This is a genomic window from Acinetobacter sp. YH16042 (genome assembly GCF_013417245.1).
GTDB classification, from domain to species: Bacteria; Pseudomonadota; Gammaproteobacteria; order Pseudomonadales; family Moraxellaceae; genus Acinetobacter; species Acinetobacter amyesii.
Genome location: NZ_VPEJ01000014.1, coordinates 61,227 through 85,069 on the forward strand (window position 1 = coordinate 61,227; position 23,843 = coordinate 85,069).

The 23,843-nt window shown below is 41.7% G+C and carries 27 protein-coding genes; 19 read left to right on the top strand and 8 right to left on the bottom strand.

From position 1 onward, the window contains the following. Position 1: 1 nt before the first annotated feature. Genes FTV37_RS11095 through FTV37_RS11110 form a run of 4 tightly spaced genes read left to right on the top strand, consistent with a single transcriptional unit; the run spans position 2 to position 5,866 of the window. Complete coding sequence (locus tag FTV37_RS11095; RefSeq protein ID WP_180063864.1) at positions 2–2,017, top strand: M3 family metallopeptidase; 2,016 nt, start codon at positions 2–4, stop codon at positions 2,015–2,017. A gap of 10 nt (positions 2,018–2,027) precedes the next feature. Then, the gene (locus FTV37_RS11100; protein ID WP_078190067.1) at positions 2,028–2,966 is read left to right on the top strand and encodes an ABC transporter permease; all 939 of its coding nucleotides are present in this window, start codon (positions 2,028–2,030) and stop codon (positions 2,964–2,966) included. Between the two features lie 7 nt (positions 2,967–2,973). After that, the gene (locus tag FTV37_RS11105; RefSeq protein WP_078190066.1) at positions 2,974–4,113 is read left to right on the top strand and encodes an ABC transporter permease; all 1,140 of its coding nucleotides are present in this window, start codon (positions 2,974–2,976) and stop codon (positions 4,111–4,113) included. Positions 4,114–4,126: 13 nt separating this feature from the next. Further along, positions 4,127–5,866 (top strand): ABC transporter ATP-binding protein, encoded by a 1,740-nt coding sequence (locus FTV37_RS11110; protein WP_180055283.1) that lies wholly within the window; start codon positions 4,127–4,129, stop codon positions 5,864–5,866. A 50-nt stretch (positions 5,867–5,916) separates the two neighbouring features. On the opposite strand, the gene rluB is transcribed toward FTV37_RS11110, so the two are convergent. From rluB to FTV37_RS11125, 3 genes are read right to left on the bottom strand one after another with little or no spacing between them, the layout of a single operon-like run. Further along, on the bottom strand, positions 5,917–7,035 hold the full coding sequence (gene rluB / locus FTV37_RS11115) for a 23S rRNA pseudouridine(2605) synthase RluB (RefSeq protein WP_078194228.1): 1,119 nt from the start codon (positions 7,033–7,035) through the stop codon (positions 5,917–5,919). A gap of 41 nt (positions 7,036–7,076) precedes the next feature. Continuing rightward, complete coding sequence (gene scpB, locus FTV37_RS11120; RefSeq protein WP_078190063.1) at positions 7,077–7,673, bottom strand: SMC-Scp complex subunit ScpB; 597 nt, start codon at positions 7,671–7,673, stop codon at positions 7,077–7,079. After that, the gene (locus FTV37_RS11125; RefSeq protein ID WP_180050243.1) at positions 7,670–8,464 is read right to left on the bottom strand and encodes a ScpA family protein; all 795 of its coding nucleotides are present in this window, start codon (positions 8,462–8,464) and stop codon (positions 7,670–7,672) included. The genes scpB and FTV37_RS11125 overlap by 4 nt, the downstream gene beginning before the upstream one ends. Before the next feature lie 339 nt (positions 8,465–8,803). Between FTV37_RS11125 and FTV37_RS11130 the strand changes: the two genes are divergently transcribed. Continuing rightward, positions 8,804–9,523, top strand: a complete 720-nt coding sequence (locus FTV37_RS11130) for a GNAT family N-acetyltransferase (protein ID WP_180059472.1) — start codon at positions 8,804–8,806, stop codon at positions 9,521–9,523. 14 nt (positions 9,524–9,537) lie between these two features. On the opposite strand, the gene FTV37_RS11135 is transcribed toward FTV37_RS11130, so the two are convergent. From FTV37_RS11135 to FTV37_RS11145, 3 genes are all read right to left on the bottom strand, one after another. After that, positions 9,538–9,867 (bottom strand): hypothetical protein, encoded by a 330-nt coding sequence (locus FTV37_RS11135; protein WP_180063865.1) that lies wholly within the window; start codon positions 9,865–9,867, stop codon positions 9,538–9,540. Positions 9,868–9,970: 103 nt separating this feature from the next. Beyond that, positions 9,971–10,588, bottom strand: a complete 618-nt coding sequence (locus FTV37_RS11140) for an L-threonylcarbamoyladenylate synthase (protein WP_078190059.1) — start codon at positions 10,586–10,588, stop codon at positions 9,971–9,973. Positions 10,589–10,677: 89 nt separating this feature from the next. Continuing rightward, the gene (locus FTV37_RS11145; protein ID WP_180011969.1) at positions 10,678–11,340 is read right to left on the bottom strand and encodes an elongation factor P hydroxylase; all 663 of its coding nucleotides are present in this window, start codon (positions 11,338–11,340) and stop codon (positions 10,678–10,680) included. Positions 11,341–11,437: 97 nt separating this feature from the next. Here FTV37_RS11145 and FTV37_RS11150 point away from each other — a divergent pair, with 97 nt between their 5' ends. The 9 genes from FTV37_RS11150 (at position 11,438) to FTV37_RS11190 (ending at position 16,530) form a co-directional block, all read left to right on the top strand. Continuing rightward, positions 11,438–11,995, top strand: a complete 558-nt coding sequence (locus tag FTV37_RS11150) for a DUF177 domain-containing protein (RefSeq protein WP_078190057.1) — start codon at positions 11,438–11,440, stop codon at positions 11,993–11,995. 77 nt (positions 11,996–12,072) lie between these two features. Next, a complete protein-coding gene (rpmF, locus tag FTV37_RS11155) occupies positions 12,073–12,255 on the top strand; it encodes a 50S ribosomal protein L32 (protein ID WP_004279227.1) in 183 nt (60 codons plus the stop codon). Positions 12,256–12,460: 205 nt separating this feature from the next. Next, the gene (fabD, locus tag FTV37_RS11160; RefSeq protein WP_180005433.1) at positions 12,461–13,441 is read left to right on the top strand and encodes an ACP S-malonyltransferase; all 981 of its coding nucleotides are present in this window, start codon (positions 12,461–12,463) and stop codon (positions 13,439–13,441) included. Continuing rightward, positions 13,438–14,172, top strand: coding sequence for a 3-oxoacyl-ACP reductase FabG (fabG, locus tag FTV37_RS11165; protein WP_180063866.1), 735 nt, complete (start codon positions 13,438–13,440; stop codon positions 14,170–14,172). Before fabD ends, fabG begins: the two co-directional genes overlap by 4 nt. A gap of 85 nt (positions 14,173–14,257) precedes the next feature. Then, a complete protein-coding gene (gene acpP, locus FTV37_RS11170) occupies positions 14,258–14,494 on the top strand; it encodes an acyl carrier protein (RefSeq protein WP_078190054.1) in 237 nt (78 codons plus the stop codon). A 191-nt stretch (positions 14,495–14,685) separates the two neighbouring features. After that, positions 14,686–15,159, top strand: a complete 474-nt coding sequence (lysM, locus tag FTV37_RS11175; protein ID WP_180008199.1) for a peptidoglycan-binding protein LysM — start codon at positions 14,686–14,688, stop codon at positions 15,157–15,159. A gap of 108 nt (positions 15,160–15,267) precedes the next feature. Continuing rightward, on the top strand, positions 15,268–15,963 hold the full coding sequence (locus FTV37_RS11180; protein ID WP_180063867.1) for a hypothetical protein: 696 nt from the start codon (positions 15,268–15,270) through the stop codon (positions 15,961–15,963). 42 nt (positions 15,964–16,005) lie between these two features. Further along, the gene (locus tag FTV37_RS11185) at positions 16,006–16,236 is read left to right on the top strand and encodes a hypothetical protein (RefSeq protein WP_180063868.1); all 231 of its coding nucleotides are present in this window, start codon (positions 16,006–16,008) and stop codon (positions 16,234–16,236) included. A 51-nt stretch (positions 16,237–16,287) separates the two neighbouring features. Then, complete coding sequence (locus FTV37_RS11190; protein WP_180022662.1) at positions 16,288–16,530, top strand: hypothetical protein; 243 nt, start codon at positions 16,288–16,290, stop codon at positions 16,528–16,530. A 69-nt stretch (positions 16,531–16,599) separates the two neighbouring features. Here the strand turns inward: FTV37_RS11190 and hemJ are convergent, their stop codons facing one another. Then, on the bottom strand, positions 16,600–17,052 hold the full coding sequence (gene hemJ / locus FTV37_RS11195) for a protoporphyrinogen oxidase HemJ (protein WP_180022661.1): 453 nt from the start codon (positions 17,050–17,052) through the stop codon (positions 16,600–16,602). A gap of 68 nt (positions 17,053–17,120) precedes the next feature. Then, positions 17,121–18,350, bottom strand: a complete 1,230-nt coding sequence (locus FTV37_RS11200) for a beta-ketoacyl synthase N-terminal-like domain-containing protein (protein ID WP_180055301.1) — start codon at positions 18,348–18,350, stop codon at positions 17,121–17,123. 273 nt (positions 18,351–18,623) lie between these two features. Between FTV37_RS11200 and FTV37_RS11205 the strand changes: the two genes are divergently transcribed. The 5 genes from FTV37_RS11205 to FTV37_RS11225 form a co-directional block, all read left to right on the top strand. Then, the gene (locus FTV37_RS11205) at positions 18,624–20,084 is read left to right on the top strand and encodes an EcsC family protein (RefSeq protein ID WP_180063869.1); all 1,461 of its coding nucleotides are present in this window, start codon (positions 18,624–18,626) and stop codon (positions 20,082–20,084) included. A gap of 155 nt (positions 20,085–20,239) precedes the next feature. Then, positions 20,240–20,614, top strand: coding sequence for a 30S ribosomal protein S12 (gene rpsL / locus FTV37_RS11210; protein WP_000246374.1), 375 nt, complete (start codon positions 20,240–20,242; stop codon positions 20,612–20,614). A gap of 178 nt (positions 20,615–20,792) precedes the next feature. Beyond that, positions 20,793–21,263 (top strand): 30S ribosomal protein S7, encoded by a 471-nt coding sequence (gene rpsG, locus FTV37_RS11215; protein ID WP_005011815.1) that lies wholly within the window; start codon positions 20,793–20,795, stop codon positions 21,261–21,263. Positions 21,264–21,394: 131 nt separating this feature from the next. Then, positions 21,395–23,530, top strand: a complete 2,136-nt coding sequence (fusA, locus tag FTV37_RS11220; protein WP_180004228.1) for an elongation factor G — start codon at positions 21,395–21,397, stop codon at positions 23,528–23,530. A gap of 93 nt (positions 23,531–23,623) precedes the next feature. Further along, positions 23,624–23,843: GTP-binding protein (locus FTV37_RS11225; protein WP_228146067.1), on the top strand; the 220-nt coding region annotated here is incomplete at its 3' end.

Genomic DNA, 23,843 nt, shown 5'->3' on the forward strand with positions numbered 1-23,843 from the left:
TATGAAAAATAAAGCTTTGAAACTCACCACCCTCAGTATGTTGATGATCGGCGCTAGCCAATTCGTTCAAGCCGAAGATTCAATACGGAGTACTTTGCCAAAGTTCCAAGCCAAAGAAATACCTGCGCTGTGTGATGCCAAAATTCAGCAAGTGAAAACAGATTTAGCGGCATTTGAGCAAAAAAAGATAAAAAATAATGCAAAAGCAGCACCTGTTTTGGCGGAGTGGGATCAAATTTTTGCCAAATTTGAAGATTTTTATGGACCAATCGGACTATATAGCAACGTCGATCCTGATGAGGCTTTACGTAAGGCTGCGGAAGATTGTGAAATTAAAATTATGGAGTTTCAAACTTCGGTTTATCAAAATCCAAAACTTTATGAGCAAATTAAAAAACTCAAAACCAATGACGAAATTGATAAAAAAATGCGTCAAGACATCTTGGATGGTTTTGAAAATACAGGGGTGCAATTTACACCTGAAAAACGTGCACGTTTGAAAGCTATCTTTGATGAATTGGCAAAAATTGAACAAGAATATGCGCGTAATGTACGAGATAATAAAGAAAAACTGGAGTTTACACCGGCGGAGTTGAAAGGCTTGCCAGACAGCTATATTTCGAGCTTAAAGAAAAATGAAAAGGGCAATTATTTGCTCGGTTTTGAATACCCAGAATACCGTCCATTTATGGAACTAGCAGAAAGTGATGATGCGCGTAAGCGTTACCAAACTGCATTCACGCGTCGTGGTACTGAGAAAAACTTAGTATTGTTAAAGCAAGCAATGGATTTACGTTATGAAATTGCACAGCTCTTTGGTAAAAAAAGCTATGCCGAATGGGTGTTGCAACAGCGTATGGCAAAAGACCCTGAAACAGTAAATAAGTTCTTAGCCGATGTTCATCAAACGGTGGCACCTTTAGAGAAAAAAGAAGTTGAGACTTTACGTGAGTTCAAAGCGAAAAGCCTGAAAATTCCACTCGAAAAAGCTGAAATCAATCGCTGGAGTGAGAGTTATTGGAGTGAAAAACTTCGCAAAGAAAAGTATCAAATCGATCAAGAAAAATTGCGTGACTATTTCCCAACCCAAGCATCTCAAGAATGGATTTTTGCCATTTCATCTGACCTTTATGGCATTGAATTTAAGCCTGCGAAAGTTGATGTTTGGCAGTCAGAAGTTGAATATTATGATGTAAAAGATAAAAAGACCGGTGAGCTGCTTGGTGGTTTATATATCGATAAATACCCACGTGAAGGGAAGTACGGTCATGCAGCTGTTTGGGGCGTAAAAGGTGGTAGTACCTTGACTAAGCGTAAACCGATTTCTGCTTTAGTGACCAACTTTAACCGTAAAGGTTTAAATAGTGATGAACTTGAAACCTTTGTTCATGAGTTTGGTCATGCTTTACACGGTATTTTGTCGAATACACGCTATGCATCCCAATCGGGGACTTCAGTAGAGCGCGACTTTGTAGAAGCGCCTTCACAAATGTATGAAGAATGGGCGCGTCGTAAAGAAACTTTATCTACACTCGCAAATTACTGTAATCCAACGTGTCCACCTGTAGATGATGCACTGATTAATAAATTAAAAGCAGTTCATAGCTATGGACGTGGTTTACATTATGCACGTCAAGCCTTGTATGCAAAATATGATATGGCACTTCACTCATCAGATGCTTTGAGTGTTAAACCTTTAGATGTTTGGAAGAAAATGGAAGGCGAGACAGCTTTAGGCTATGTCCCAAGTACCGAATTCCCAGGACAATTCAACCACATCATGGGCGGTTATCAAGTTGGCTATTATGGCTATATGTGGTCTGAAGTGATGGCACTCGATATGTTGTCTGCTTTCGGAGATAACCTAAATAACCCTGAAGTGGGACAACGCTACCGTAAAACGATCTTGTCGCAAGGTGGTCAATATGAAGCAGAAAAATTGGTACATGATTTCTTAGGTCGTAAACCTGATAACAAAGCTTTCTTTGATGAAATTACTGGACAACGAGTGAAGTAAGGACAACTTTATGCTGGCATATATCATACGGCGTATATGGCAGATGATCCCAACGATGTTGGGGGTTGTTCTGCTCATATTCTTCTTATTTAATTGGGTAGGTGGGGACCCTGCTTATATTTTAGCAGGCAAAATGTCGAACCCAGAGCAAATTGAAAACATCCGTCAACAGTTGGGGGTTGATCAACCCTACTATGTCCAATTGTGGATCTTCATTAAGCAAATTTTAACTTTTGATTATGGAATGAGTTGGAGTACAGGTGAGTCGGTGTCAGATATTATTTTGACCCGACTAGGACCATCACTGACGATTTTAATTCCTTTAACTATTTTGCAAACGATCATTTCAATTGGTTTGGCACTTGCTGTGGCTTCAGTTCGTGGCACATTAACCGATCGTATGATTATGATGCTTTGTACGATTGGTATGTCGATTAGTATTTTGGTTTACATTATTGTTTTCCAATACGTTTTTGCATATCAGTTGAGTTGGTTTCCGGTTCAAGGCTGGAGTGATCACTTTAGCGAAAACTTATTTAAATACGGTTTATTGCCTATCTTAATTATGTTGGTGGTAAGTATTGCGCCAACTTTGCGCTTATACCGCAGTTTTGTATTGGATGAAGTCAATCAAGACTATGTTCGAACTGCGCGCGCAAAAGGTGTGGGTGAAAGCCGTATTTTAGGTGTACATGTACTGCGTAACGCCTCAATTCCAATTATTACCGATGTCATGTCGAGTCTACCGGCACTGCTGATAGGCGCTTTCCTGATTGAACGATTCTTTGGTATTCCGGGTATTGGTCGTGAAGTCATTATTGCTGTTGAACGCAGTGACTTCCCTGTCATTAAGGCGATTACAGTCTACGTTGCAGCGGCTACAATGATTTTTAACTTAATCGCGGATTTGATTTATAAACTTGTCGATCCTCGCGTTCAGTTGAAGTAGGTGGCCTATGCTAGGAATATTCAATAAGACCAAAGCAACGGCATCAACACCTGCATCGACTGGCTTGTGGAAGTTGGCGATGCGACGCCTAAAGGCCGATAAATTAGCGATGGTGTCGTTGTTCGTTGTACTGTGCTATTTCGTGGTGTTGCTATTGTCGATGACAGGCGTGGTTGCATCCAATTGGAATAAAGAAGTGGCAGTTAGTTATGCACCTCCAAGTTTTATTGGGGCGGAACTCAATGAAACAGCCAAAACCAAAGCATCAGCAGAAGATATGGCATTGCCTGAAAATCCTGTTGATCCTTTAAAGGATGTAATTGCTGAACTGAATGCAGAGATTGCGACTGAGCAAGGTGGTGCCAATGCAATTGACTACTATGGCGTTGTCGATCCATTAGCAGAAGATATGAAGGCGATTGATCAGCAATTGGGTGGTCATTTGTTAGATCAACAAAGCGAGCTAAAACAAACTTTACCGTTTGGTGCGGATAAATGGGGGCAGGATGTCCTGCAAAAAACCATTAAGGGTGCTGAAACATCTATTATTGTTGGCGTGGTAGCTGCATTACTTGCTGTCGTGATTGGGACAATTTTAGGGGCAATTTCTGGCTACTTTGGTGGTTGGGTTGATGATATTTTAAACTGGTTCTATAACATTTTTACCTCGATTCCGTATTTGCTCTTGGTTCTTGCGATTGCTGCTGTACTACAGCAAAAGGGGATCTTATCGATTGTCCTCATTCTAGGGCTTACTGGATGGACGGGGGTGTATCGTCTGATTCGCGCAGAGTATATGAAACATACTTCGCGTGAATATGTACTCGCTGCCAAAGCGATAGGGGTGAGTCATTTCCGACGCATCTTTGTGCATATCTTTCCGAACGTCAGTCATATTGCATTGGTGCAAATCTCGATTTTAGTGGTGGCCTTTATTAAGTCAGAAGTGATTTTGAGCTTCTTGGGATTTGGTGTTCCTGTTGGGGTTGTGTCATGGGGAAGTATGCTTAATGAAGCACAAAGTGAATTGATTTTAGGTAAATGGTGGCAACTTATCGCAGCATCTGTAGCGATGGCGGTTTTGGTTACGGCATTTTCAATGTTTACTGATGCATTGCGTGATGCATTAGATCCAAAATTGAAATAAGGAGGAGTAAAGGATGACGGAACAAAATCAAACTGTTAAACCAACGCTCCTCAGTGTTCAAAACCTGAAAGTGAGCTTTAAAGCCGAAGATAAAAGCTATATCGAAACGGTCAAAGGAATATCTTTTGACATTCCTGCCAATACAACTGTGGCGCTTGTGGGAGAATCTGGCAGTGGCAAGTCGGTGACCTCGTTGGCAACCATGGGGCTGCTGCCACGTGATCAAAGCCGTATAGATGCAAGCAGTAAAATAGTTTTTGAAGGGCAGGATTTACTGAGTCTGTCTCCAAGAGAAATGCGTAATATCTGTGGTAAAGATATTGCGATGATTTTTCAGGAACCGATGTCGTCACTCAATCCCGTCTTTACGGTGGGTGATCAAATTGCCGAAGTATTACGACTTCATCTAGGTATGGGACGTAAGCAGGCAAGAGCACGGACTTTGGAATTACTGAAGGAAGTGGGTATTCCTTCTCCTGAAACGAAAATTGATGCCTATCCTAGCCAAATGTCAGGTGGTCAACAGCAACGTGTCATGATTGCTATGGCGATTGCATGTGAGCCGAAGTTATTGATTGCCGATGAGCCAACCACGGCACTTGATGTGACGATTCAAAAGCAAATTTTAGATTTACTTGAAGCCTTGCAAAAGAAACGTGAGATGTCGATGCTATTCATTACGCATGATTTAGCATTGGTAAGCGAAATTGCCGATCAGGTGATTGTCATGCGTCATGGAGAAATCCGTGAACAAGGCTTGGTCAATGAAGTGCTGGATCATCCTAAAGATATCTACACTCGAGCTTTGCTTAAGTGTCGTCCGCAGATGTCAGAACGTCCTTATAAATTACCGATGATCAGTGATTTTATGCGTCAAAATGGTGATGAGCTGATTGAGGATGTGCATTTGTCAGAAGAAACCCGTAGACAACGAACGCGTGGTCTCACAGGTAATGAACAGATTATCTTAGATGTCAAAGACCTGAAAAAATCGTTTTATAGCCGCAAGGGTTTATTTGGTAAGGATGAATATCAGGCGGTCAAAGGTGTCTCGTTTCAACTGGCGAAAGGTAAAACGCTCGGGTTGGTTGGAGAATCTGGCTCAGGTAAAACCACAATCGGCCTTTTACTGATGCGTCTACAGGAAGCGACAGGTGGTCAGGCGCTGTTTGAAGGTCATGATATTTTGGCGATGAGCGAAAAAGAATTTACCCAATATCAGCGCAAAATACAGATCATTTTCCAAAACCCATATGCTTCGCTTAATCCACGTTTTACGGTGGGTCAAATTCTGATGGAGCCGATGCAAGTGCATCAGATAGGGAAGGATGATGCAGAACGAGAGCAAATGGCGTTTGATTTACTAGAGCGTGTCAGTTTGCCTGCCCAAGCATTTTATCGATATCCACATGAGTTTTCTGGTGGTCAGCGTCAACGTATTGCCATTGCACGATGCTTGACCTTAAAGCCTGAAATTTTGATCTGTGATGAGTCTGTCTCTGCCCTAGATGTTTCGGTTCAAGCCCAAGTTCTGAATTTATTGCAAGATTTACAAGATGAATTTGGTTTGAGTTATATCTTTATTTCACATGATTTATCTGTGGTGAAATATATTTCTGACCAAATCATGGTGATGAACCATGGTGATATCGTTGAAATTGCAAACTCGGATGAGTTGTATCAATCACCTCAGCATGAATATACCAAGCGTTTGCTGAATGCGATTCCACAAACCACTGAACAATTTGTTTAGTGTTGGTATAAAAAACCGCTCAAATGAGCGGTTTTTTTATACTTAAGAAATTAAAATTTCTTAAAGCCTTTGTTGTTTCCGCTAAATGCGCGACTTGGCACAGAGTCATTACGACGCTCACGATTGCCAAAATTGTCGTTACGACGTTCACGGTTACCGAAGTTTTCACTGTTGCGATCATTACGGTTATTGTTGAAACCGTCGTTGCGACGCTCTGAACGGTTAAATCCATTGCCTTGGAAACCACCTTCAGTACGACCAGTACGACGTTCGCCACGGTTATCTTGATAACCATTGCTTTGTTGTGGCTGGTTTTCGTCACTGTCACGACGTTGTTGGCGTAAGTAACCACCACGACGTGCAGCCATTGGTTTGTCTTGCATACGTTCAGTACGACGTTTCGCCATACCAAACAGGCCAGTACCTTGACGTGGTTTAAGCTCAACAGACTTGGTCAAGTTGTCGATATCTTGTTTATCTAGCTCGATCCAGCGACCAGTACGCAGTTCGCGTGGCAGAATTACTGAACCATAACGTGTACGTAAAAGACGGCTCACTTTTAAGCCTTGAGATTCGAAAATACGACGAACTTCGCGGTTACGACCTTCTTTTACGACCACTTGATACCAACGGTTAATACCGTCACCACCAATTTCAGAGAATGACTCAAATTTTGCTGGACCATCATCTAAAACAACGCCTTGTAACATGTTGTTTTTTAATTGAGGAGTGACTTCACCCATGACACGAACGGCATATTCACGTTCGATTTCGCTAGAAGGGTGCATTAAACGGTTCGCCAGTTCACCGTCATTCGTGAACAGCAATAGACCTGTAGAGTTAATATCTAGACGACCCACCATCACCCAACGATCACCTGTAATTTGAGGTAATTGTTCAAATACCGTTGGACGGTTTTCAGGGTCATTTCGTGAACAAATTTCGCCTTCGGGTTTATAGTAAATCAACACACGGCGACGAATTTCGTCTTCAATTTGGAACTGAACTTTACGACCATCGATGCGAAGCTCATCACCCGGTTCAATACGTTCACCCACTTGGGCAACTTGCCCATTTACGCTTACACGACCAGCGGCAATGACTTCTTCCATATAACGGCGAGAACCCAAACCAACGCGTGCGAGCACCTTTTGCAATTTTTCACTCATGACAGCATAACCTTAGAAATTATCATCAACAGTTCACCTATTTATGACTTCGGTGCATTCGCATCGAGGGCCATAAAAGCTTCCTTGGCATCCTGCAGGGGAGGCAATTGGCCCAAAGAGGTTAGACCAAAAGCATTTAAAAATTGAGGCGTTGTAACTAACAACGCGGGTCGTCCTGGGAGTTCACGAAAACCAGATTCTTTAATCCAGTTCCAGTCAAATAACGTACGTAAAATTTGACTATTGTTGGTCACCCCACGGATTTGCTCAATATCTGCGCGGGTTACCGGTTGATGGTAAGCAATGACAGAAAGAGTTTCGAGCAAGGATGGCGATAAACGAGTTGGTCGTTCAGGCCAGGTCTGTGCAATAATATTACGATATTTTGCACGTACTTGAAAACGGAAACCTTGAGCGGTTTCAACAAGTTCAATTGATCTGCCGTGTTGCAGCATTGAAAGCTGCTGCAAATATTGGCGTAATTCGGTTTTACTGAAACGGTCTTGGAAAGCCTCTTTTAAACGGGCAATACTTACCGCCGCTTCACTGGCAAAAATAATGGCTTCAAGCTGCATCAAAATCTCATGCAGATTATCTTCTGAAGACACCGCAGTCATTTGTTTAAGTTCAGTGTTCATGCACGTGCTCCCTGAATTGCAAGCGGTGCTTCTACACCTGATGCGACAATTTGAACTTTTTGTTGGCGTGTCAGTTCCAACACAGCCATAAATGTCACAACAACACCCATGCGGCCTTGGCTTGGCTTGAGTAAGTCCGCAAAATCTAATACTTCACCTGACTCAAGCTTAGTTTCAATATAAGCAATACGTTCTTCGAGTAAGACAGGTTCTTGTAAAATTTGGTGGGTAACCGGTTCTGGTCGATTAAAGACACAGAGTATGGCATCACGAAGTAATTGAATGTCATAGCCATCATTGGTTTCGACTATTGTTCCTAAACTGACATTGGTATCGAATGTATCTCGATCCAACACTGACATTTGACCTAATCTTTCCGAAGCTTGTTTGATGCGCAAATACGTTTCTAAACGGTCAATCAATTCTTGTTTAGGATCTTGTTCATGTGCCGCGGTCGATTTAGGTTTTGGCAATAATAGACGCGATTTTAAATCGGCCAATAGGGCTGCCATCACCATATAGTCTGCGGTTAATTCAATATCTAGGGATTTCATTGCATCCATATAAGACAAATATTGGGATGCAATCGGGGCAATATCGACTTGTAATAAGTCGAAGCCATTTTTTTGAATCAGGTAAATCAGAAAGTCGAGTGGTCCTTCGAAATGCTCTAATAGAATTTCAAATGCAGCGGGTGGAATGTACAAATCTTCTGGAATAGCTTCTTGCCACTCATCCAAAACGCGAATGTGTGGAGCATCTTCCATAGAATTATGGACAGTTTGGTTCATTGCAATTATAGGCCACGCGAATTTTCAAAGGCATGCAGACAGCTTTCGCTTCGATCTCACATCGAAAGTAAAAGCACAAAATTTATAGGGAATAGTGTAATGGAAAAATGCGTTTAAAGAAATTACTGAACGGTTGAATTGGTTAAAAAACTTAAAATTTATAGGGAATAGTCTTTATTTATGCACATGTAAAATTTTAAAGCTGTGATATCGATCACATCTTGTGTTAATTGTAAAAAATACACTCATCAATCCATGAACTCATTTAAGCTGTGATATCTGGATGATGGGCGTCCAGCATGAAATGATTTGATTGAATTGACTAAAAGAATATTTGCTATGCCACAACAATATAATCAATGGGGTCAGGCCGTAGGGATGACGTTGGCGCAGTTTGAACCTAGCCAGTTCAGGTATAAAGCCGAAGAGGGGCAATCTGTTCGACTTATTCCGATGTTGCCCGATCAGCTTGATGTTAGTCTTTTACAGCGGCTATGGCAGACAGTACAACAAGAACCTGATGAAAGTTGTTGGACGTATTTGCCTTATTCTCAAATTCAAAGCATGCAGCAATTGCGTGATTATTTTCAGCAATCCTTTCATTTTGCCGGTTCGATACATTATGTCATTGAGGTTGGTGATGCCATTGTAGGATGGGTTGGTTTGCTTAATGTGCGCCCAGCACATGCTGTCATCGAAATTGGTAATGTCTATTTTTCAAGTTTAATGAAGCAATCAACCGCAGCAACAGAAACCATTTATCTATTGTTAAAAGCATGCTTTGCAGCAGGTTATCGACGGGTGGAGTGGAAGTGTGATGACTTGAACACGCCTTCGAAAAATGCTGCTTTGCGTTTTGGCTTTCAATTTGAAGGGTTGTTTCGTCAACATGTGATAGTGAAAGGTCGTAATCGTGATACTGCTTGGTTTGCGATGTTAGATCAGGATTGGCCAATGTTGTATCAAGCTTACGTAGCTTGGCTCGATACAAATAATTTTGATGAGCAGGGAGAGCAGAAAATTCATTTAAAGGAATTTATGCAGCTTTATTGCGTTTGAGCGAAAGCTAATTATCAAGGCTGTGAGTATGTTGGTAAGACTCTTTGCTCAAGTGCAAATTCGATGATGAGTTGGCACTGCGCTTGCGAGCAGAGATTTTGATTAGCTCTACGTTTAAACAGCGATTTGACCGTTGATGCATGCAGAAAGTAAGAAAAAGCCTGCGGCGGTGTTGTCGCTATTGGTGAAATTAAATTTTTATCAGATGCTGCCCTTAGTTGAGCCGTGGATTCTAAAGTCCAAGGCTCAGTGGCATATATAGCAAGATGATTAAGACGGTTTTGTTCGGAGACATTGAGGTCTGTCGCATTTTGCAGCTTTAGTAACATTTGAAATAAAGTCATCAGGTCGATTCCTTTATCGAAAGGTGCTTTAACCGCGTTTTGAGCAGAGGACTTTTACATGCTGTGCCTCTGATCGGATACAGCATGTATTTAACAGTACATGCTATTCAAAGGCACTGACATCACCGACACCACGGCGAATCACTTCAGGGTATTCACCTGCAAGGTTTACAACGCTAGTGGTATTTAAAGTACCTAAACCGCCATCAATTAATACATCTATTCGTTTGCCGATTTGCAGTTCAATTTCGTAAGGATCATCAATCGGTTCTTTTTGGCCCGGTAAAATTAAGGTCGATGTTAATAAAGGTTCACCGAGTTCTTTGAGTAACAATTGGCAAATCGGATTGCTCGGAATACGCAGTCCAATGGTTTTCTTTTTAGGATGCATTAAACGGCGAGGAACTTCACTGGTCGCAGGCAAAATAAAGGTGGTGACCGCAGGGGTGTTATTTTTCAATAAACGATACATGGCATTGTCGACTTTGGCATACGTGGCAATGTCAGATAAATCTGCACAAATAATCGCATATTGATGTTTAGCATCGAGCTGACGAATTTGGGCAATGCGTTCCATGGCATTTTTGTTCCCAATCTGGCAACCGATGGCATAGGCGGCATCTGTGGGATAAACCACCACATCGCCGGCACGAATCCGTTCAACGGCTTGCGTAATTAAACGGGGTTGAGGATTTTCCGGATGTATTCTTAAATGCAACATGTCGTTTTCCTCTTATTATTAAAAGCTCTAGACATTATGTCGCGGTCTATTTGCTTTGTGCAATGTGAAATGCAGTCAAATTGTATAATTTAATCAAGCATTTCACGTTGAAATTCATTCGCCTGTAACATTTTGCCAGCACGTGTACAGTGGCAAATGCATTGGATAAAGCGCCAAGCATCGCGTGGAAGTTTGGCTTCGCCCTTAAAATAAGCCTGTAATTGTGCATAGACATTATCTTTAAAGCTACTGCCATCACCGCCTTCACCAGTAAGGTTATCAAGTGAGACACGAAATTTACGTCCAAAGGCTTTGGCAAATAACCATTCGATCGCTTGCGGCTTAATTTCTACCTGTTCAAAGAGGGCTTGTTGCTCTTTACTACGACCATCAGGTGCATACCAATAGCCTAAATCGGGAAGTAAACGACGTTGATCACCAGCAATAGTCCAATGACTAATTTCATGCAAGGCGCTATTGAAATAACCATGAGCAAATTGAATACGGGCAGGGCCGTTTGAATCAGCAGGAAAGTATTCGGGCTCAAAGTCACCTTTCACTAAGCTCACATTCAGGTGGGAAAACCAATGATTAAAGTGTAAGATGAGCCATTCGACGTGTTCTGTTTCTGTGGAAAGTTTCTCCCAAGCCGAGAGTTGCACTTGGTCGGTTGAAATGTCAGAATCAAGCGTTGAAATTGTGCTCATAAGTGATGAAACATTCACTTCTGTTTGCGGCTGCAACAGATGCATAACTTAAGTTACCCAAATGGTCTGTCTAAATAAGTACAAAATTGTATCTTAATCTTTGACAGAGTACTGATGAATTTGTAGAATTGCCGCCTTAATTATGTCAGCAAATACCTTTCCGGCACAGATTGAGCCGTTTAAATGGGCTGAACAGGGCTTTAAATGGTCAGGAACACTGCCATTATCTCGCTTTGTTCGTATTGCTCGTGAAGCTGTTGGATCAATTGATGATCAATTGATTAACATAGACTGTAAGCTATCAATGGATGCTTATCATCGCATTGTATGGCTAGATGGTCATGTTGAAACAAATGTTCCAATGGAATGCCAGCGTTGTCTGGATACTGTTGAGATTCCACTTGTTTTAAGTTTTCATCTAGCTCTTGTAGATGACGAGTCACTGATAGAGCGCTTGGATGAGGATGCTGATTTCATCGTTTTAGGTGAAAGTGAAGCAACAACCAAAGGTTCATATGATGCACCTGCGACTGCTGATTTACTCTCACTGATAGAGGATGAATTGTTATTGTTGATGCCTTTGTCACCTAAGCACGACGCTTGTGAACATAAGCATCAACCTGCCGCTGAAGAGCTTGTTGAAGAAAAACGGGACAACCCGTTTGATGTTTTGGCAGGTTTGAAGGGTAAACTTAACTAATTTTTGTGTTATACTCTTGAGTATAAGACAATCGAATTTGTTCTGATCCATTTTTTCGATCTTTGTAAGGAGCCATCATGGCCGTTCAGCAAAACCGTAAAAGTCGCTCTCGCCGTGACATGCGCCGTTCACATGACGCTTTAACCGAGAATGCATTAACTGTAGACCAAGCTACTGGCGAGACTCACCGTCGTCACCACGTATCTAAAGATGGTATCTACCGTGGTCGTCAATTATTCGCTAAAGCATCTGCTGAATAATTGGTGATGTATTAAGCGTCAAGCTTAGTAGAAAAAATGGGAGCGTTAAGCTCCCTTTTTTTGTACCGATTTTTTGTTGCATTTGGCAATTACCAAGACAAAAATTAAGTGTTAAATTTCCGTCCCTGAAACAAGCTTACATGGGATTGTGTTGAATAAATGTCCAAATAGCATAAATTCACCAGTCTTGATAAAGGATTTTTTTATGTCTGCTAAACAACTCGAGCAAGCAGCTCAAGCTACTAAAACTGCATTCGTGTTCCCAGGTCAAGGGTCACAGAAAGTCGGCATGCTCGCTGAACTTGCAGAACAGTTTAGTAGTGTGCAAGCAACATTTGCAGAAGCATCAGAAGCAGTTGGCTTTGATCTTTGGCAGATTGCGCAAAGTGGTGAAGGGTTAAACCAAACAGAATTTACTCAACCTGTACTACTGACGGCCAGTATTGCTTTATGGCGTGTGTGGTTGGAGTTAGGTGGTGTTGCACCGAAATACCTTGCAGGTCACTCATTAGGTGAATACAGCGCCTTGGTTGCTGCAGGTGCGATGAGCCTAGGTGATGCCGTTAAACTGGTGAACCTACGTGGTCAGTTAATGCAAAGTGCTGTACCTGAAGGTCAAGGTGCAATGGCGGCAATTTTGGGTCTAGATGATGCCAAAGTCATTGAACTTTGTGCTCAAGCAGAAGGCCAAGGTTCAGTAGATGCTGCAAACTACAATGCACAAGGTCAAGTTGTCATTGCGGGCGATAAAGCCATGGTTGAAGCGGTTATGGCTGCTGCTAAAGAAAATGGCGGTAAGGCAATCGCACTTCCGGTTTCTGTGCCATCGCATTGTGCATTGATGAAACCTGCTGCTGAACAGTTTGCGACAGCATTGGAACAAACTGCCATTGAGCTGCCTACTATACCTGTAATACAAAATGTAGGCGCTGAAATCGCGACTGATGTAGCGCAATTACGTCAGGCGTTAACTGCACAGTTATACCAATCTGTACAGTGGACAAAGACCATGCAGTATTTGCAAGACCAAGGTATTCAGTACATTGCTGAATGTGGTCCGGGTAATGTCCTTGCGAATCTCGCAAAACGTTTGCCAAATATTGAAAAAGCATTCCCACTCGACACGAAAGGTCGTATGGAGGATGCACTGAATGCCATTTTAGTGGCAGAAGGGAAAATTGCATGACACAAGAACGCAAAGTTGCTTTAGTAACAGGTGCGAGCCGAGGGATTGGAGCAGCAATTGCTCAGCAATTGATTCAAGACGGTTATTTTGTTGTAGGTACTGCAACTTCAGAAGCGGGTGCGGAAAAATTATCTGCAGCTTTTGCTGAAAAAGGTGCGGGTAGAGTTTTAGATGTACGTGATGCAACTGCAATTGATGCATTGGTATCAGACATTGAGCAAAACTTTGGTTCTGTATTGGTTTTGGTGAACAATGCGGGTATTACCAAAGATAATTTGTTACTTCGTATGTCAGAAGATGATTGGGATGACATTCTCAACATTCATTTGAAAGCCGTTTATCGACTTTCTAAACGTGTTTTAAAGGGCATGACCAAAGCACGTTTTGGCCGAATTATTAATATTAGTTCTGTGGTTGCACATTTTGCTAACCCAGGACAAGCAAATTATTCTGCTGCAAAAGCAGGGGTTGAGGCCTTTGGTCGCAGCCTTGCAAAAGAGATGGGAAGCCGCCAAATCACTGTAAATGCAGTGGCTCCGGGCTTTATTGCAACAGAAATGACAGAGCAGTTAAGCGAAGAAATTCGTAAAAAGATGAGTGATCAAGTGGCTTTAAACCGTTTAGGTGAGCCGCAAGATATCGCAAATGCCGTAAGTTTTCTTGCTTCTGAAAAGGCAAGTTACATTACCGGAACTGTATTACATGTAAATGGTGGTTTATACATGAGCTAAGCGCTCAAGTATAAACTTTCAAAACGATTTAGATTCAATTAAACTAACGGCATTAAAAACGCCACAAGCAATGAGGAGAATTCCTGTGAGCGATATCGAACAACGCGTAAAACAAGCAGTAGCTGAACAACTTGGTCTTAAAGCAGACGAGATCAAAAACGAAGCTTCTTTCATGGATGACTTAGGTGCAGATTCTCTAGACCTAGTTGAATTAGTTATGTCTTTCGAAAACGATTTCGACATCACTATTCCTGATGAAGATTCAAACGAAATCACTACTGTACAATCTGCAATTGACTATGTTTCTAAGAAACTAGGTTAATTTTAGATTTCAGCGATGCTGATTTAAAAAGCCACCATTCGGTGGCTTTTTTTATGCTGAATATTTTGTTTTTACATTAGCTTACGTTTCTGTCACCAACAACAACTCAAAAGCGGTTATTTTTTAGCTATAAAAATAGAGTTTGAACAATAGTTAAATTATTTAAAACAGTAAAAACAACGGAGAAAAACATGGGTCTTTTTGATTTTGTAAAAGGTATTGGTAAAAAAAATACAGCGCCTGCAGAACCTCAGGCAGCGCCAGCAACACCTTCTGAACCATCTGCACAAGAAATTGCCAATAAGTTATTGGGTCATATCAAAGCACTGGGCTTACCTGTAACTGGCTTGTCTGTGAGTTATAACGGGACTTCAGATCTAGCAACAGTGAAAGGTCAGGTGCAAAGCCAAGCAGATCGTGAAAAGATTATCTTGGCGGTAGGGAATATTGATCATGTGGCGCAAGTGGATGATCAGTTGACTGTAGCAACGCCAGAACCAGAAAGTAAATTTTATACAGTTAAATCAGGCGATAATCTTTCTAAGATTTCTAAAGAATTTTATGGTGATGCAAATCAATACAATAAAATTTTTGAAGCAAACCGTCCTTTGCTAAAAAATGCCGATGACATTTTCCCAGGTCAGGTGCTTCGTATTCCTGCATAAATATTTGTGTTTAAAGTAAAAAAAGCCATCTTGTGATGGCTTTTTTTTGTATGCGTGAATGGTGAAGTTGAATATAATGCGGCTGAAATAATTCAAAATAAGAAATCAATGAAACAAAAAATCATCTTTATTTTCTTGCTGTTGCTTGCAGTTGTTGTGTGTTTTTGTCTTTGGCTGCGGTGGGATGAGCGTATTGATCCTCGGGTGCTCAAGTGGCAGCAGTCTGAAATTTCTTATCATTCAAATTACACACAAGAGCCGTATTTTAACTTGCTTGGGCTGAATGCCGCAGATCGGTTTTCGGCATTGAATGTTGGGCGCTATCGTTATCATCAAGATTGGGCATTTAGTTTGTTGGGGCAAGAGCATCAGAATGTATTGGGCCAGCCATTGAATGCGAAGCTAACACGTGAAAAGTGGTCAGAAGAACAGACGAATTTAGTTGCGGAGTTTCAGCAATTGCTGGTCGATGATCCTAAGGCAGCTAGCGCATTTGTTGTTGAGCATCATCAGGTGCTCGGTGCGCTGATACAGCAAGAAAAGGTGCCGTTGCAGCGCTTTAACACATGGTTGCAGCATGCAGACCAATACCGCAGTTTAAGTATGCCGAGCAATTCCGCATATCCAGACTTTAAGTATTTAAATCAGTTGGCGATCCTTTATCAGATCAATATTGCGTTAAATAAAGAGGATAAGCTGGATGCATATATGGCTGAATATCAAAGATTGCAGCAGATGCTTGAGCGCCCGAACTCATTGGTTGAAAGGATGTTGATTCAAAGCTGGCTGGCACGTTATGTTTGAATTATACGTAATGAGCAGTTAAAGACTGGACAAGTAGTTTATTTGGAGCCTTTAAGTACTCGTCAGTTGAGTTTGCGCTCAGCAGCACAATTGGAAGCCTATGGCATATATGCGGTGTTGGATCAGGTGCAGCAGTCATCGGGCTGGAATACCTCCTTGATGTATTGGTTGTATTTGCCAAATCAAACTGCAAATCAATTGTTTAAGCAATATGAAGAGGCGGCACAGCTATCTGAGCTTTCTTATGATTCGTTTAGGATGCAGGGTGGTTAAAAACAGGGACAGTATTCATCTTGGCATATCAAAAATTATTTGGGCAATACTTTGTCCAATATAGAGTGGGTGCCTTGGGAGCGCTATGTACTTGCGGGGCACATTTTGAATGATCGAATTATGATTTTTAATTTGTTGAATCAGGGTGCGACTGATTTAATGCAGTTGAATCAAAATAGCCACGGTCGACGTTTCTTTAAGAAAGAGGGGATGTTGTGTGCTGAAGTGCCGTATCCGCGTGAGCAATTTAGAGCACACAATTGGAATATTTTAGATAGCTGTGTGCAGTTGTAGTTTTTGTATATAAACATTTTGATATAGAAATAAAAAAGCCCCAATGAGTAGGGGCTTTTTTACAGTCGTTTAGAAGCTTGGCTTCACTACAACTAAAATAACAACCGCAAATAAAATCAAAGTGGGCATTTCATTAAAATAACGCCAGAATTTATGCGACTTATAATGTGCATTTTCGATAAGCTTTTTACGGTAATAACCACAAACAAAATGATAAATCACCAATAGTCCAACCAATCCAACTTTTAAATAGAACCAAAGCGCTTCATGGTAGTGTCGTGTTGCATCACCCCAATCGACGAGGAAGTGCGCCGTGATCAGTGTAGCAATCATTGCAGGCCACATAATGCCGCGATATAGCTTGCGTTCCATGATTTGAAAGCGCTGATGACTCGTAGCATCATCACTCATGGCGTGGTAGACATAAAGGCGAGGGAGATAGAATAGCGCTGCGAACCAGCAAACAACTGCGATGATATGCAATGCTTTTACCCAGAGGAAAGCATCTGATGGAGCATCCATATATTAACCCTTAAAAGGGCGGTGGGTATGTGCTTTGGCACCGAAGCGCCAAAGCAGCAAACTTTATATTATGCTTCCCATTTTTTGAAAACGAGGCAAGCGTTTACACCGCCAAAACCAAAACTGTTACTCATCACAGTATTCAATTTTGCATCACGTTTTTCAAGTACGATATCAAAAGGTTTTGCGCCTTCGTCAAGTTCAGTCACGTTGATGTTTGGTGCAATAAAGTCATTTTGCATCATCAAAATAGAGTAAATCGCTTCTTGTACACCTGCAGCACCGAGGCTGTGACCAGTCATCGACTTGGTTGAGCTGAGTGGAGGAACTTGTCCTTCACCGAAAGCACGCTCCATCGCTTTAAGTTCAGTGACATCACCTGCTGGAGTAGACGTACCGTGTGTATTTACATAGTCAATTTTGTCTACGCCGTGTTGTTTAGCTTCTTCTAAAGCCATAAGGATACAACGCGTCGCACCTTCGCCCGATGGTGCAACCATGTCAGCACCATCAGAGTTTGCTGCATAGCCGACAACTTCAGCCAAAATGTTTGCGCCACGTGCTTGAGCATGCTCAAGAGATTCTAGTACAACAAAGCCACCGCCGCCAGCGATCACGAAACCGTCACGGTCAGCAGAGTAAGGTCGGGAAGCAGTTTCAGGGGTGTCATTGTATTTTGAACAAAGTGCGCCCATTGCATCAAATAAAAGACTTTGTGACCAATGGTCTTCTTCACCACCACCGGCAAGCATTAAGTCTTGTTTGCCTAATTGAATCAAATTGTATGCATAACCAATGGCATCTGCAGATGTTGCACATGCGCTAGTAATGGTGTGTGCAATACCTTGCATTTTAAATGCAACACCCACGTTTGCAGTAATGGTGTTGGTCATATTACGTGGTACAAAGAATGGACCAACTTTACGTGCACCTTTGGTGTCTAGAAGTTCTTTCATTTCAACAACAGATGCAGTTGAACCACCACCTGACCCACCCGCAATACCGTAACGTGGATTACCACCGATTTGTTCTGCTGTTAAGCCTGCATTTTCTACCGCAGCCAAAGCTGAGTTGTATGCATACATTGCGCATACGCCCATAAAGCGTTTTAAACGGCGGTCAATACCGTCAAAGTTTTGTTCTGCAGCCGCACTGACATGACTTTTAAAATTAAGTTCAGCATAACTTGGGTTGAAACGTGTTCCAGAAATCCCGTTTTGCAAAGAATGAGTGACATCTTCTAATGTATTACCAATGCATGAGTTGATGCCCATACCAGTGATTACAACACGTTTCATCTACAGATCCTTTATAGGTAGTGTGTGAGCAAGCTATAGAAAGTATACGAAGGAAACTTTCTAAATAGGCGAACTCATATAATTTGATTGGAATAATGATAGCAGAAAGCTTTTTGAATTCTTATGGCAAATCCTATGCCTATTGTTGACTGAGCTAATTTGCAACTTTGCAGCAAAAAACTTAACTTAAAGATACATATTCAAGTTGTGATAAAGTTTGACTACACCTAGTATTTATCAATAATTTCAAGAATAGTTTTAATGAGGTAGGGAATGGTGAAAACGAATAATAAACCAACGGCAGGTCTACTCTCAAACGCCTTTGGAGTGGCTAAAAAGTTCAGTTCTACTGGGGTGTCCATCATTAATCATGTCGCACCCGAATCCGTAACTAAGGTCATTCAACCTCAAAAAAATGGTCAAACCTTGGAGGGGCAGTCAAGGCAAGCGGGCGTATTTGATGTAAAAAAATATGATAATCCTCAGCAAATCTTACGTGAACACGTTCCAAATGTTTCTAGACAATTATTCGGTCGACATTTTAATACTGTAAATAATGTGGCTAATTTTGTTGCTCCTCAATTTAGTGACAAAATTTCTGATTATTTATTTGATCGACTTAATCATTTTAGTTCGGATATTTCATCTGTAGATGCTGTACTGGATGAAGCTGGGGTACGTGATTTAGAAGAGTTGACACAAGATGTCGATCGTTCGCGTCGTATTAGTCAGGCTCTGGGTGAGCAAAATAAATGGATTGCTTCGATTCAAGGGGCTTTAACAGGTGCGACAGGTGTCATTGGTTCAAGTATTGATATCCCTGCTTCACTGATTATGACTCTGCGAGTGATTTATCAAGTTGGACGTTCTTATGGTTTCGACTTAAGCAAAGAAAGTGACCAAGATATTGTTCAGTTTATTTTTAAACAGGTCGACTTGAGTTTAATTGCAGAAAAACAAACTTTGCTTATGGCAATAAAAGCTCTGAGTAGTACGCTACAAAATAGTGATTTACATCAATTGCAGCAATTGGTGGGTTCAGATACTGATGCAGCAGCATTGAAAAAATATGTACTAGATGAAAATGGTCAGTTTAAGTGGGCATGGCTCAATCAAATGCCAAAAGTTTCATTGTTAAATCAGCTATCACGATTATCTCCTGTGGCGAGTGTTGGTGTAAGTGTAGTGTATAGTCGCCGTTTAGTGGATGAAGTGAATCAGAAGGCACAGCAAGTCTTTTCTAATGCGCGCCAATATATTTTGCAGCATCAGGATATTAGCTTGTCACCTTTACATGCCTATGAGCGTTCTCTTGAGTTGCTTGCTCAAGCAACACCTAAATTACTAGAAGGTATTAAGGCGAAAGATATTGATTTGGCTGAGCCGGTACTAGATCAGACCATAGATGTTGCAGGTCATGAGAGTATCCGCGCAGTAAAAGTCATCAAAAAAGCACAAGTTAAAAACTCTGATGCAGCCGAAGTGGAAGTAGAGCAGGAACAAAAAGTCTCAGAAGGTTTGGAGGCACTTGCGGAGAAAGTTGTTGAGCCTCATGCACCCGGGGCTGCGCAAAAACCTGCTTTAGCTGAAAAAGATGAGTTTGATGTGTTGGAATCTGTACAGCAGGAGGATGTCCCAGTGGAAAAAGCTGCACCCAAAACTAAGCCGCGTAAAGCCAAAACAGCAGCCGTAGATAAAGTTACAAAAAAATCAGCAGATTCTTCTGAAAAATAAACTATTTATTTGTGGGTGAAAAATTGCGCAAATCACGATGAATAAATGTTTTCGATGATCGTATATTGTTGACCAATTTTAAGTCTTCGCTTACAATTGCATGCCCTCAAAAAGTAGTATTTTTTGGGGCTTTTTATTAACGGGAGAATTGCCAAATGGCAACAACAAATCAGTTGATCCGTAAGGGTCGTACAACTTTAGTTGAAAAATCTAAAGTTCCTGCGTTGAAGGCTTGTCCACAACGTCGTGGTGTTTGTACACGTGTTTACACAACTACACCTAAAAAACCTAACTCAGCAATGCGTAAAGTTTGCCGTGTTCGCTTAACTTCAGGTTTCGAAGTTTCTAGCTACATCGGTGGTGAAGGCCATAACCTACAAGAGCACAGTGTTGTTCTTATCCGTGGTGGTCGTGTTAAAGATTTACCGGGTGTACGTTACCATACCGTTCGTGGTTCTTTAGACTGTGCTGGTGTTAAAGATCGTAACCAGTCTCGTTCTAAATACGGTGCTAAACGTCCTAAGAAATAATCTGAAAAGATTAACTTCTTAGTTCGTTAGAACTGCAATCCTTTATCGTCTCGCTTGTCTGATTTCTGCATTTTTTGTGAAAATTCCAAGCGACGTATAGTAAGGCCAGCGAAAGCACATGACACTTTGTGCACCTGCTGGAGTAACCTGAAGTGTCATATTTATTAGGTGTATTAAAATGCCAAGACGTCGCGTAGTTGCTGCCCGTGAAATCCTTCCGGATCCTAAGTTCAGCAGCCAAACAATCGCAAAATTCATGAACCACGTAATGCAAGATGGTAAAAAATCTATTGCTGAAAGTATCGTTTACGGTGCTTTAGACCGCGTTCAAGAAAAATCTAAAGTAGACCCAGTTGAATTTTTCGAGACTACTCTTGAAAAAGTTCGTCCTATGGTCGAAGTAAAAGCACGCCGTGTTGGTGGTGCTACATACCAAGTGCCTATGGAAGTACGCCCATCCCGTCGTACTGCCTTGGCTATGCGTTGGTTAGTAGATGCTGCTGCTAAGCGTTCTGAAAAAACTATGGCTTTACGTCTTGCTGGTGAGTTGCTTGATGCAGCTGAAGGTAAAGGCGCAGCGATCAAAAAACGTGAAGATGTGCATCGTATGGCTGAAGCCAACAAAGCCTTCTCTCATTACCGTTTCTAAGCGGATAAAACAGCCCCTATTCAGGAGGGTGACAAATCAGTTGTCACTGTTTTGTCATCGAATCGCTTTAAGTTGCTATGCAGCTTAAAGCGTCCTGTTTTAAACAACAAAATTTAGGAATGCTAGAAATCATGGCTCGTCAAACCCCAATTTCTCGTTATCGTAACATTGGTATCTCTGCGCACATTGATGCTGGTAAAACTACCACTTCAGAACGTATTTTGTTCTACACAGGTGAGAGTCACAAACTTGGTGAAACTCACGAAGGTTCTGCAACTACAGACTGGATGGAACAAGAGCAAGAACGTGGTATTACTATTACCTCAGCGGCAGTAACATGCTTCTGGAAAGGGATGGGTAACCAATTCGAACAGCACCGTATTAACGTAATTGATACCCCAGGACACGTAGACTTCACTATTGAAGTTGAACGTTCTATGCGTGTTCTTGACGGTGCATGCATGGTTTACTGTGCTGTAGGTGGTGTACAACCTCAGTCTGAAACTGTATGGCGTCAAGCAAATAAATATAAAGTTCCACGTATTGCATTCGTGAACAAAATGGACCGTACTGGTGCGAACTTCTTCCGTGCTGTTGAACAAGTTAAAACACGTCTTGGTGGTAATCCAGTGCCAATCGTTGTTCCAATCGGTGCAGAAGAAAACTTCCAGGGTGTTGTTGACCTAATCGAAATGAAAGCGATTATCTGGGACGAAGCGTCTCAAGGTATGAAGTTTGAATATGGCGAAATCCCTGCTGAATTAGTTGAACTAGCTAACGAATGGCGTACTAACATGGTTGAAGCTGCTGCGGAAGCATCAGAAGAACTCATGGACAAGTACCTTGAAGAAGGTGAGTTAACTAAAGAAGAAATCGTTTCAGGTTTACGTGCACGTACATTGTTGAATGAAATTCAACCAATGCTATGTGGTTCAGCGTTCAAAAACAAAGGTGTTCAACGTATGTTGGATGCTGTAATTGAATTCTTACCTGCGCCGACTGATGTCGAGGCGATTAAAGGTATCCTTGACGACAAAGACGAAACTGAAGGTTCTCGTGAAGCGTCTGACGATGCTCCGTTCTCTGCGCTTGCGTTCAAAATCATGAACGACAAATTTGTAGGTAACTTAACATTCGTACGTGTTTACTCTGGTGTGCTTAAAGCAGGTAGCCCTTGCTATAACCCAGTTAAAATGAAGCGCGAACGTGTTGGCCGTATCGTACAGATGCACGCAAATGACCGTCACGATATTGAAGAAATTCGTGCGGGTGATATCGCAGCATGTGTAGGTCTTAAAGATACTACGACTGGTGATACATTATGTGATGAAAACAATGTAATTACACTAGAGCGTATGGAATTCCCAGAGCCAGTAATTGCGCTTGCGGTTGAGCCTAAAACTAAAGCTGACCAAGAAAAAATGTCTGTTGCTTTAGGTCGTTTGGCGAAAGAAGACCCTTCATTCCGCGTACGTACTGACGAAGAATCTGGTCAAACAATTATTGCTGGTATGGGTGAGCTTCACCTTGACATTATTGTTGACCGTATGAAGCGTGAATTCAACGTTGAAGCGAACATTGGTAAACCAATGGTAGCTTACCGTGAAACGATCAAAAAATCAGTTGAACAAGAAGGTAAGTTCGTACGTCAAACTGGTGGTAAAGGTAAGTTTGGTCACGTATACGTACGTTTAGAACCACTTGCTGAAGATGCTGGCAAAGATTACGAGTTCGCTGAAGAAGTTGTAGGTGGTGTAGTACCTAAAGAATTCTTCGGTGCGGTTGACAAAGGTATCCAAGAACGTATGAAGAATGGTGTCCTAGCTGGTTATCCAGTTGTTGGCATCAAAGCGACATTGTTCGATGGTTCTTACCATGACGTCGACTCTGACGAATTATCGTTCAAAATGGCTGGTTCTTACGCATTCCGTGACGGTTTCATGAAAGCAGATCCTATCTTGCTTGAACCTATCATGAAAGTTGAAGTAGAAACTCCAGAAGACTACATGGGCGATATCATGGGTGACTTAAACCGTCGTCGTGGTCTTGTTCAAGGTATGGACGATTTACCTGGTGGTACTAAAGCTATCCGTGCAGAAGTTCCACTTTCTGAGATGTTTGGTTACGCAACTCATATGCGTTCTATGTCTCAAGGTCGTGCAACTTATTCTATGGAATTCGCTAAATACGCTGAAACACCACGTAACGTGGCTGAAGGCATCATCGCTAAGTTCCAATCTGGCGGTAAAAAAGGTGACGACGAGTAATCTTTCGATTACTATAAGCCCAAACTAATTCATAGTTAAAAACCAAATGCTCATGCAGTATCCCTGCATGAGTAGTTTAAAAAGGAAGATCTCATGGCTAAGGCTAAGTTCGAACGTAATAAGCCACACGTTAACGTGGGTACAATTGGTCACGTCGACCACGGTAAAACTACTTTAACAGCTGCAATTGCAACTGTATGTGCAAAAAAATTCGGTGGTGAAGCGAAAGATTACGCTGCAATCGACTCTGCACCAGAAGAAAAAGCACGTGGTATTACAATTAATACTTCACACGTAGAATACGATTCTCCAA